The organism is Xinfangfangia pollutisoli, from assembly GCF_020179405.1.
GTDB classification, from domain to species: domain Bacteria; phylum Pseudomonadota; class Alphaproteobacteria; order Rhodobacterales; family Rhodobacteraceae; genus Pseudogemmobacter; species Pseudogemmobacter pollutisoli.
Window position 1 is genome coordinate 16320 of sequence record NZ_JAICBZ010000058.1, and the last position, 10744, is coordinate 27063.

Here is a 10744-nt window from a genome sequence, read left to right on the forward strand (position 1 = left end):
AATCCCTCGCCGCGTTTCGGCCGCGGCCCGGTGGCGCCTGCGCGCCGCCGGAAGCTCGGAAAGGGCCGCTCCATGTCCATGCATCCTGCCGGGCCGCGCGCGCCTGTGTCGCCCGAAACCCTGCGCGAGCAGTTTCTGGGCGCCATGTCGCGCGCGGTCCAGACGGTGAATGTCGTCACCTCGGACGGGCCTGCGGGCCGGGTCGGGATGACGGTCTCGGCGATGACCTCGGTCTCCGCCGATACGGCGCTGCCGACGCTGCTGGTCTGTCTGAACCAGGCGGCCAGGGCCACGCCCGCGGTGCTGGAAAACGGCCGCTTCGTGGTGAATGTGCTGCGCGACGATCAGGCCTATATCGCCGATGCCTTTGCGGGGCGGCTGCGCAACCGGCTGGCCGACAGATTCTCGGTCACCGACTGGGCGGCGATGCCCTCGGGCCTGCCGCGGGTGGCCCGGCCCTTGGCGGCCTTCGATTGCCGGCTGGCCAGCGCCTCGCTGATCGGCACCCATCATGTGATCACCGGCGAAGTGGCGGCGATTCATCAGGCGCCGGCCGGCCAGCCGCTGCTGTACACCCATCGCCATTACGGCAGCCCGGGGCATTTCGGCGCCGATCCCGACGATCGGGCGCTGGGCCAGGCGCCGCAGGGCCGGCTGTCTTTCGCCTATTTCCACAGTTTCGGCCCGCATGTCCTGCCGGAATTGCTGCGGCGCCTGGCGGCCGAGGGGCCGATCGAGATCAGCCTGATCGAAGGCGACCAGCGCCGGGTCGAAGCCGCGCTTCTGGCCGGCGAGGCCGAGCTGGCGATGATCTATGACATGGGCATCAGCCCCGATCTGATCCCGATCCCGCTGACCGATATCGTGCCCTATGTGCTGCTGCCGGCCGCGCATCCGCTGGCACGCGCCCCGGGGCTCAGCGCGGCCGATCTGGCGCAGGAGCCGATGATCCTGCTGTCGACGCCGCCCAAAGACGGCTATTTCCTGCGCCTGATGCGCGCCGGCGGGGTGGAGCCGAAGATCGCCTTCCGCAGCACCAGCTTCGAGATGGTGCGCGGGCTGGTGGGGCAGGGCCTGGGCGTGGCGCTTCTGGCAACCCGGCCGGCGGCGACGATCAGCTATGACGGCCATCCACTGGCCGCCGTGCCCTTCATCACCGACGAGCCGCCCGGCCGGATCGTGCTGGCCTGCCGGCCGGGCACCCCGCTTTCGCCCGCGGCCGAACGTTTCGCGCTGCTGGCGCAGGACCATTTCGCAACCGACGCCTGAACGACAGGCAGGAAGGACCACCATGGCGCACTATCGCCACCGCAAGTTCAACACCAAGGACACCTACCCCGAGCAGCGGCTCGACAATGATCTCGCACAGGCCGTGGTGGCCAAGGGCGGCACGACGATCTTCCTGCGCGGCCAATGCCCGCAGGATCTGGACACGGCGAAGAACATCGACAGCCATGACCCGGTCGAACAGACCCATAAGGTGATGCAGAACATCCGCCAGCTGGTCGAGGAATGCGGCGGCAGGATGGAACATGTGACCAAGCTGGTGGTCTATCTGACCGATGTGCGCCACCGCGAGGCGGTCTATCGCACCATGGGCGAATATATCCGCGGCGTGCATCCGGTCTGCACCGGGCTGACCGTGGTGGCGCTGGCCCGCCCCGACTGGCTGGTCGAGATCGACGCGACCGCCGTCATCCCCGATTGATCTGATCCGGCGGATTTTCCCAGACCGACCCCCGGGGGTTTCACACCCCCGGGGCCTGCCACAAGAGGCCGAACATGACCTTCTCGCTTCTCGCCCGCTGCGCCCGGACCGGACAGTTCGGCATGGTGATCTCGTCTTCCTCGCCCGCCGTGGCGGCGCGCTGCGCCCATGCAAGGGCCGGGGTGGGGGTTGCCGCCACGCAGAACATCACCGATCCCGCGCTGGGCCCTCGGCTGCTGGATCTGATGGAGCAGGGCGCCAGCGCGCCCGAGGCCATGGCACGGGTCCTGGCCGAGGCGCCCTTTGTCGACTATCGCCAGCTGATGTGCATCGACCGCGCCGGGCGGGTGGCCAGCCATTCCGGGGCGAAGACCCTGGGCGTCTGGGCGCTGGCCGAGGGGGCGGGCGTGGTGGCGGGCGGCAATCTTCTGGCCGGGCCGGGCGTGCCGGCGGCGATGGTGGCGGGGTTCGAAGCGGCGGGCGGGGAGTTCGGCGACCGGCTGGTCGCCGCTTTGCAGGCGGGCGCCGCCGCCGGGGGTGAGGCGGGGCCGGTGCATTCGGCGGGGCTGCTGATCGTCGACCGGGAAAGCTGGCCCCTGGCCTCGCTGCGCTGCGACTGGGACGAGGCGGCGCGGCCGATCGAGGCGGTGGCGCGGGCCTGGGCGGTCTATGCGCCGCAGATGGCGGCCTATGTGCAGCGCGCCCGCGACCCGCGCGAGGCGCCGTCTTACGGGGTGCCGGGCGACGAATAGCGGCGCGATTCGCATTTGACGGCGCCGCCCGCGCCGCTAGCGTGGCGCCATGGCGCTGCGCTTCACCTTGAGACAATTGGAATATCTGGTCGCCGTGGGCGAGACCGGCTCGATCGCCGCCGCGGCGGATCGGGTCAATGTCTCGTCGCCCTCGATCTCGGCCGCGATTGCGCAGCTGGAACAGGAATTCGGCCTGCCCCTGTTCGTGCGCCGCCATGCCCAGGGCCTGTCGCCCACGCAAGGCGGGCGGCAATTCGTGGCCGAGGCGCGGGCGGTTCTGGCGGCGGCGGGGCGGTTGAACGATCTGGCCAATGCGATCACCGGCCAGGTGCGCGGGCCCTTGAACGTCGCCTGTCTGCAGACCTTCGCCCAGGTCGTGTTGCCGGGGCTGCGGCGGTCGTTCACCGCGCGCTACCCCGAGGTCGATTTCCACCAGTTCGAGCGCCATCAGGCCGAGATCTTCGACGGGCTGCGCCAGGCGCGCTTCGATTGCGCGCTGACCTATGATCTTGATATCCCGCCGGATCTGGAGTTTCAGCCTTTGCTGACCCTGCCGCCCTATGCGCTTTTGCCGAAAGATCACCCGCTGGCCGCGCGCGATCAGGTCACCGCGCAGGATCTGGCGCCGCTGCCGATGGTGATGCTGGATCTGCCCTTTTCGACCGATTATTTCCTGCAGGTCTTCCGTCCGCACGGGCTGCGGCCGCATGTGGTGGAGCGGACGCGGGATATCGGGGTGATGCGGGCGATGGTGGCGAATGGCTTTGGCTATTCGATCGCCAATATCCGCCCCGCGCCCGAGATCGCGCCCGATGGCCAGCCGCTGGTGATGGTGCCGATCGCCGGGGTCGCGTCGCTGACGCTGGGTCTGGTTCTGGCCGAGGGCGGGCGCGGCGCGCTGGTGATCCGGGCCTTCCTGGACCATTGCCGCGCGACGCTGGCCCCGGGGGCGGGCGGATGAGTTCGGCCCTGATCGTGGCGCATGGCCAGCCCTCGGATCCGCAGCCCGCCTCGGCCGCGCTGCAGGGCCTGGCCGCGCGGGTGGCGGCGCTGCTGCCCGGCTGGCAGGTGGGCGCCGCCACTTTGGCCGAGCCGGGGGCCCTGGCCCGGGCGGCCGCGGCCCAGCCGCCGGGGCGGATCTTTCCCTTGTTCATGGCCGGCGGCTGGTTCACCCGCGCAGCCATTCCCGCGCGGCTGGCCGAGGCGGGCGTGACCGGCTGGCAGATGCTGGAACCCTTTGGCTGCGATCCGGCCGTGCATGATCTGGCGCTGCGCATCGTCGCGGAACAGGGCGGGGGCGAGGTCCTGCTGGCGGCGCATGGCAGTTTCAAATCGCCGGTGCCCGCCGCGATTGCCCAGGCGCTGGCGCGGCGGATCGGGGCGGAAACCGGCTGCCGGGCCGAGGCGGCCTTCATCGACCAGGCGCCGCGGCTGGCGCAGGCCCGCGGCTGGGGGGCGGGGGCGCTTTGCCTGCCCTTCTTCGCCATGGCGGGCGGCCATGTCGAGACCGACCTGCCCGCCGCCCTGGCCGAGGCGGGTTTTGCCGGTGCGGTGCTGCCGCCCCTGGGGCTGGACCCGCGCGTGCCGGGCCTGATCGCCGCGGCCTTGCGCCAGCCCCGGTCGCTCTGCGGCAGCTGCCGTTTTCGCGGCGATTGAGCCCATGGACAGAGAAAGGCCGAATTGGTAAGCGAACCGAACCAAAATCGGGAGTCATCGGCCATGCCCGTCATCACCTGCATCGAAGATCTGAAGCGCCTGCACCGCAAGCGCACGCCGAAGATGTTCTGGGATTATTGCGAATCCGGCAGCTATACCGAGCAGACCTTCCGCGAGAACAGTTCAGATTTCGCCCGCATCCGCCTGCGCCAGCGCGTGGCGCGCGACCTGTCGGAGCGCGATGTCTCGGGGCAGATGCTGGGCCGGGAGGTGACGATCCCGGTGGCGCTGGCGCCGGTGGGCTCGACCGGGATGCAGCATCCCGATGGCGAGATCCACGCTGCCCGCGCGGCGGCGAAATTCGGCGTGCCCTTCACCCTGTCGACCATGTCGATCTGTTCGATCGAGGATGTGGCGGCGCATAGCCCGGATCCGTTCTGGTTCCAGCTGTATGTGATGCGCGACGAGGATTTCGTCGATGCGATCATCGAGCGGGCCAAGCGGGCCAATTGCTCGGCCCTGGTGCTGACGCTGGATCTTCAGGTGCTGGGCCAGCGCCACAAGGATCTGAAGAACGGGCTGACCAGCCCGCCCAAGCCGACGATTCCGAACCTTCTGAACATCGCCACCAAGCCGCGCTGGGCCCTGGCCATGGCGAAGACGCCGCGCCGGCAGTTCCGCAACATCGTGGGCCATGTGAAGGGCGTCACCGATCTGGCCGACCTGACCGCCTGGACGAATGAGCAGTTCGACCTGAAGCTGGACTGGAAGAAAGTGGCGCGGATCCGCAACCAATGGGGCGGCAAGCTGGTGATGAAGGGCATTCTCGACGCCGAGGATGCGCAGATGGCGGTCGACAATGGCGCCGATGCGATTGTCGTGTCGAACCATGGCGGGCGGCAGCTGGACGGGGCGCTGTCCTCGATCCGCATGCTGCCCTCGGTGGTGCGCGCGGTGGGCGGCAAGACCGAGATCTGGCTGGATTCCGGCATCCGCTCGGGCCAGGACGTGCTGAAGGCGCTGGCCCTGGGTGCGACGGGCACGATGATCGGGCGGGCCTATATCCACGGCCTGGGCGCCATGGGCGAGGCGGGGGTGACCCGCGCGCTTGAGGTGATCCGCAAGGAGATGGACATCACCATGGCGCTGTGCGGCGAGCGGGACATCCGCCAGTTCGGCCGCCACAACCTGCTGGTGCCGCAGGATTTCGAAGGCAGCTGGGCTTAAGGCGGCGGGGGCATTGGCCCGAGGCAGGCAAATGAGGGCACGATGATTGACCATATGGGGATTAGCCCGGCCGAGATCGGCCGCGCGCGGGCCTTCTACGATGCGGCGCTGGCGCCTTTGGGCCTGGCGGTGGTGATGGAGGTCACGGCCGAACAGACCGGCGGCTATCACGGCATCGGCTATGGGGCGGGGCGCAAGCCGGTGTTCTGGCTGTCCAGCGACAGCCGCCGTAGCCTGCCCGAAGGGCCGCGCGGGGCGGGGCTGCATGTCGCGCTTGAGGCGCCCAGCCGGGCCGCCGTCGACGCGTTCTATGCCGCGGCGATGGCCCAGGGCGGGCGCGACAATGGAGCGCCGGGGATCCGCGCGCATTATCACCCCAACTATTATGCGGCCTTCGTGATCGACCCGGACGGGGTCAATCTGGAAGCCGTCTGCCAGAAACCGGAATAGCGGCGGCGCGCCTGGGGGCGGGGCTGGCTCGGCTCTTGCTTTTTGATCAAATTATGCGGCATAACCGGCGCGTTGAACGGGGAACCGCCATGTCAGCCGCATTGATTGCCGGGGTCGATCCTGCCCGCCTTGCAGCGCTTGCCGCGCGCGAGGCGGCCCTTTACGCCGCCGCCCGCCCCAAATCCGCGAAGGCGCTGGCCAAGGGGGCGGGGGTGTTCCTGTCGGGCGTGCCGATGCATTGGATGGCCGATTGGCCGATGCCGCATCTGCCGCTGATCGACCGGGCCGAAGGCGCCAAGATCACCGATATCGACGGCCATGTGCTGGACGATTTCTGTCTGGGCGATACCGGCAGCATGTTCGGCCACTCGCCGCCGCCGGTGGCCCGGGCGATCCGCCGCCAGGCCCGCCATGGCCTGACCTATATGCTGCCCAGCGAAACCGCGCTGAAGGCCGGCGCGCTGCTGTGCGAACGCTTCGGCGCCTTCCGCTGGCAGATCGCCACCACGGCCACCGACGCCAACCGCTTCGCCCTGCGTGTCGCCCGCGCAATCACCGGGCGGCCCAAGGTTCTGGTCTTCAACGGCTGCTATCATGGCACCGTGGATGACGCGATGGTCACGCTGGACGCGCAGGGCCGCACCGTGACCCGGCCGGGCCTGCTGGGCCAGGCCGCCGATCTGTCGCTGGTGGCAACCTGCTGCGAATTCAACGATCTGTCCGCGGTCGAGGCGGCGCTGGCCACGGGCGAGATCGCCGCCATCCTGACCGAGCCGGTGATGACCAATTCCTGCATGGTCCTGCCGCAGGCCGGGTTCCATGACGGGCTGCGCCAGCTGTCGCGCCATTATGGGGCGCTGCTGATCATCGATGAGACGCATACGATTTCCTCGGGCCTGGGCGGCTACAGCCGGGTGCATTCGCTGTCGCCCGACATCTTTGTCGTCGGAAAATGCGTGGCGGGCGGCATGCCCACCGCGGTCTGGGGCCTGACCGAGGCGGTGGCGCAGCGCTATGAGGCGGCGAATGCCGACCGCCCCTCGGGCCATTCCGGCATGGGCACCACGCTGTCGGCGAACCCGATGCAATTCGCCTGCCTGGCCGCCAATCTGGCCGAGGTGATGACGCCCGAAGCCTATGCCCATATGGAAAAGGGCGCCGAGCGTCTGTCGCATGGGCTGGCCGCCGCGATCGACCGGCACAAGGCGCCCTGGCATGTGGTGCGTGTGGGCGCCCGGGTGGAATTCATCTGCGCCCCCGGCCCGTTGCAGAACGGCGCCCAGGCGGCGCAGGCGCATCAGCCCGCGCTGGAAGCGGCGCTGCATACCGGGCTGGTGAATCGCGGCTCGCTGATCGCGCCCTTCCACAACATGATGCTGGTCAGCCCGGTCACCCGAAAACGCCAGATCGACCGGCTGATCGCCAATTTCAACGCCCTTCTGACCGACCTTTTCGCCTGAGTATCCCTGACATGACCCCCCCTGCCGCCGACCCGACGCAAAGCCCCTCGGGCTCTACCCTGGCCGAAGCCGAGGCCTTTCTGGCCGCCCATCCCGAGATCGAGGCCTTCGACATCGTCCTGCACGATTCGAACGGCATCGGGCGGGGCAAGATCATCCGCCGGCATGAATTGCTGTCCTTCTACAAATCCGGCCGGCATCTGCCGATCTCGATCCTGGGCCTGGATATCTGCGGCGAGGATGTCCACGAGACCGGGCTGATCTGGGATCAGGGCGATGGCGATCTGCGCGCCTGGCCGATCCCCGGCTCGCTTGTCGCGCTGCACAACACCACGCCGCCGCGCGGCGAAGTGCTGATGTCGATGTATACGCTGGACGGCGCGCCCATGACCTCGGACCCGCGCCATGCCCTGCGCGCCCAGGTCGATGCGCTGGCGGCCGAGGGCCTGCATCCGGCCGGCGCCTTCGAGCTGGAATTCTTCCTTCTCGACAATCAGCGTGGCGCCGATGGCAAGATGCAGCCGGCGCGCGACGTGCTGGACGGAAGGTCCAGCCGCAAGACCGAAGTCTATTCGGTCGACCATCTGCATGGCATGCTGCCCCTGTTCAACGATATCTATGCCGGGGCGAAGCTGGCCGGGATCACCGCCGAGACGATGATTTCAGAATATGCGCCGGGCCAGTACGAGCTGACGCTGCATTACCGCACCGATGTGATGCAGGCGGCCGATGATCTGATGCGGCTGAAGCGCATCGTCCGCGCCCAGGCCCGCGCCCATGGCGTGACCGCCTGTTTCATGGCCAAGCCAAACGAGAACTATGCCGGCTCGGGGATGCATTTCCATGTCTCGATGCTGGACGATGCGGGCAAGAACGTCTTCGTCGAGACGGTCGAGGGCGAATGGAACCCCACGCTTCTGCACGCTCTGGGCGGGCTGAAAGAGACGATGGCGGAATCGATGCTGGTCTTCGCGCCGCATGCCAATTCCTGGCGCCGCTTTGCCGCGCAAAGCTATGCGCCGGTCTCGCTGAGCTGGGGGGTCAACAACCGCTCGGTCGCGCTGCGGATCCCGGCGGGCGACATCAAGGCGCGGCGGATCGAGCATCGCCCGGCGGGGGTGGATTCGAACCCCTATCTGGTCGCCGCCACGGTTCTGGCCGGCATTCGCAAGGGCCTGCGCGAGGGCATCGACCCAGGCCCTGAGACCACCGGCAATGCCTATGAAGACACCGCGGAAGGCACGATCCCGACCGATTGGAAATCGGCCATCGACGCCGCCCGCCGGTCGGCGTTTCTGAAGGACGCGCTGGGCGAGGACATGCACCGCACCTTCACCGCGATCAAGGCGGCGGAATATGCGCGGGTGATGCGGACCGTCTCGGAAGTCGATTTCGACCTGTATCTGCATACGGTGTAAGGGGGGCGCTGCCCCCCTCGGCCTGCGGCCTCACCCCCCGGGATATTTGGACAGAGAGGAAGGGCCGAAGAAAACAGGGTCGGCTTTCCTCTGAGCAAAAATATCCCCGCCAAAATATCCCCAGCGGAGGCGCAGGCCGGGGCCGGGCGCGCGCGCGGGGCTAAAGCCCCAGCGCCTGGCGCAGGAAGGCATAGCCCAGCGCCTGTTCGGCCGCCTTCTCATGGCTTGCCCCGCCGCCGCCATGGCCGCCCTGATGTTCGTAATAGAAGGGCGCATGGCCCGCGGCCTTCAGCGCCGCGGCGAAGCGGCGGGAATGCGACGGGTCGACCCGGTCATCGCGATGCGAGGTGTCGATGAGCGCGGCGGGCAGGGGGCCCTTGGGCACGTTGTGAACCGGCGAATAGGCGCGCAGCCAGGCGCGATCCTCGGCCCGGTCCGGATCGCCATATTCGTCGATCCAGCCGCGCCCGGCCGGGAAATGCGCGAAGCGCAGCATGTCCATCACGCCCACACTGGCCCAGACCGCGCCGAAATCCTGCGGATAGCGGGTCAGCATCACCCCGCACAAAAGCCCGCCATTCGAGCCGCCATGGCAGGCGATCCGCTCGCGCCGGGTGATCCCCCGCGCCACAAGATCGCGGGCGACGGCCACGAAATCTTCAAAGGCCTTGTCGCGCCCGGCGCCCTTGGCCTGCAGATGCCAGGCCGGCCCCAGCTCGGCCCCGCCGCGGATATAGGCGATCACATAGGCCGCGCCGCGTTCGATCCACAGCTTGCCGGTGACCGGATCATGCCAGGGCCCCAGGCTGACGCCGAAACCGCCATAGCCATATTGCAGCACCGGCAGATCGCCGCGCCCGGCATGCCCCTTGGGCAGCACGATGTGATAGGGCACCTCGGTCCCATCGGCCGAGCGCGCCTTCCACAGCTGCACCTCGGCGCCCGTGGCATCGAAGCGCGCGGGCTGGGCGTAAAGCGGCCGGAAGGCGATGCCGTCGATCCCGCGCGACAGGTCGAACAGCCAGGTTTGCGGCGGGGTCAGGAAGCCCGAGATCTGCAGGGCCAGCGTGCCGTCGCCGGCATCGGCATTGGCATCGTAAAAGCCCAGGGCCAGGGTCTGGCCGGCGACCGGCGGGCGGATCTGGCGCGGCGCGGCATCGGGCGCCCGCAGGTCCAGCGCCATCAGCCGCGGCTCCAGCCAATGCGTCTCGATCCACAGAAGATGCCCGGTCCCGAAGGCCAGATCCTCGGGCGAGACGGCGGCCCCGGCGCTGGGGCGGAACAGAACCCGCTCGGGCCCGCCCTCCAGCGGCGCCAGAACCAGCGTGCCGGCCGGATGCGGGCCCTCGTCCTGCGCCACATAGGCCAGATGGCTGTGGCAGAAGCTTGGCGTGCAATCCGAGGGCGCGGCCAGAACCAGCGGCGGCTTGCCGGGGCGCAGCAGCGTGATTTCGGCCTTGCCGATTGCCCGCATCACGATCCGCGCCTCGATCCAGTCCGGGCCGCCCGCCCGCGTGGCCCAGCCCTGGGCCAGAAGATTGCCGGCATCGGTCCGGAACAGCATCTCGGCCGCCTCCGGCGCCTGGCCGCGGCGCAGCCGGCGGATGGTGCCGGGCCAGCCCGCCGCCGTCGCATCGCCCGGCGCGGCCGAAGACCACAGAACCGCATCCGGTCCGGCCCAGGCCAAGCCGCCCCGCTCGGGCCCGATGTCGAAGCCGCCAGGCACGAAATCCTTGGCCGCCAGGTCGAATTCTCGGTGGCGCGTCAGGTCCGACCCTTCCAGCGACAGCCGCATCAGCACCCGCGCCGGATCGAAGCCCGAGGTTTCGGCCCCGCGCCAGACCCAGACCTGCCCGGTCGCGGCGCAATGGGCATCCAGATCGAAGACCACCTCCCAATCGGCCTGCGGCGTGGGCGGCACGTTTTCGGGCAGGCGCAGCCACAGGCCGCGCGGGTTGGCGGCGGTCTGGCGGAAGGTGTAGACATGGCCCGCGCGCCGGCTCAGCCCGCGCAGCGTGTCGGGCGCCTCAAGAATCGCCCGCACCGCCGCGGCATCGGCCGCGCGCTGGGGCC

The 10744-nt window shown here is 69.2% G+C and carries 10 protein-coding genes; 9 read left to right on the plus strand and 1 reads right to left on the minus strand.

Features of this window, described 5'->3' with window-relative positions; all coding sequences use genetic code 11:
• Window positions 1–72 precede the first annotated feature (72 nt).
• The 9 genes from K1Y73_RS15400 (at window position 73) to K1Y73_RS15440 (ending at window position 8671) form a co-directional block, all read left to right on the plus strand.
• Entirely contained in the window at window positions 73–1269 is a 1197-nt protein-coding gene (locus K1Y73_RS15400; protein WP_225029194.1) for a LysR substrate-binding domain-containing protein, read from the plus strand.
• Between the two features lie 22 nt (window positions 1270–1291).
• Entirely contained in the window at window positions 1292–1708 is a 417-nt protein-coding gene (locus K1Y73_RS15405) for a RidA family protein (RefSeq protein ID WP_225029195.1), read from the plus strand.
• A gap of 74 nt (window positions 1709–1782) precedes the next feature.
• A complete protein-coding gene (locus tag K1Y73_RS15410; protein WP_225029196.1) occupies window positions 1783–2460 on the plus strand; it encodes a DUF1028 domain-containing protein in 678 nt (225 codons plus the stop codon).
• A gap of 49 nt (window positions 2461–2509) precedes the next feature.
• Window positions 2510–3421 (plus strand): LysR family transcriptional regulator, encoded by a 912-nt coding sequence (locus K1Y73_RS15415; protein ID WP_225029197.1) that lies wholly within the window; start codon window positions 2510–2512, stop codon window positions 3419–3421.
• A complete protein-coding gene (locus tag K1Y73_RS15420; RefSeq protein WP_225029198.1) occupies window positions 3418–4116 on the plus strand; it encodes a sirohydrochlorin chelatase in 699 nt (232 codons plus the stop codon). Before K1Y73_RS15415 ends, K1Y73_RS15420 begins: the two co-directional genes overlap by 4 nt.
• Window positions 4117–4179: 63 nt before the next feature.
• Window positions 4180–5343 carry an alpha-hydroxy acid oxidase gene (locus tag K1Y73_RS15425; protein WP_225029199.1) on the plus strand — a complete coding sequence of 388 codons (1164 nt, stop codon included), beginning with the start codon at window positions 4180–4182 and terminating at the stop codon, window positions 5341–5343.
• 42 nt (window positions 5344–5385) lie between these two features.
• Entirely contained in the window at window positions 5386–5793 is a 408-nt protein-coding gene (locus tag K1Y73_RS15430; RefSeq protein WP_225029200.1) for a VOC family protein, read from the plus strand.
• Between the two features lie 89 nt (window positions 5794–5882).
• Entirely contained in the window at window positions 5883–7253 is a 1371-nt protein-coding gene (locus tag K1Y73_RS15435) for an aspartate aminotransferase family protein (RefSeq protein WP_225029201.1), read from the plus strand.
• An 11-nt stretch (window positions 7254–7264) separates the two neighbouring features.
• Window positions 7265–8671 carry a glutamine synthetase family protein gene (locus K1Y73_RS15440; RefSeq protein WP_225029202.1) on the plus strand — a complete coding sequence of 469 codons (1407 nt, stop codon included), beginning with the start codon at window positions 7265–7267 and terminating at the stop codon, window positions 8669–8671.
• A 160-nt stretch (window positions 8672–8831) separates the two neighbouring features.
• Here K1Y73_RS15440 and K1Y73_RS15445 read toward each other — a convergent pair.
• On the minus strand, window positions 8832–10744 hold a 1913-nt coding region (locus K1Y73_RS15445), incomplete at its 5' end, for a prolyl oligopeptidase family serine peptidase (protein WP_225029203.1).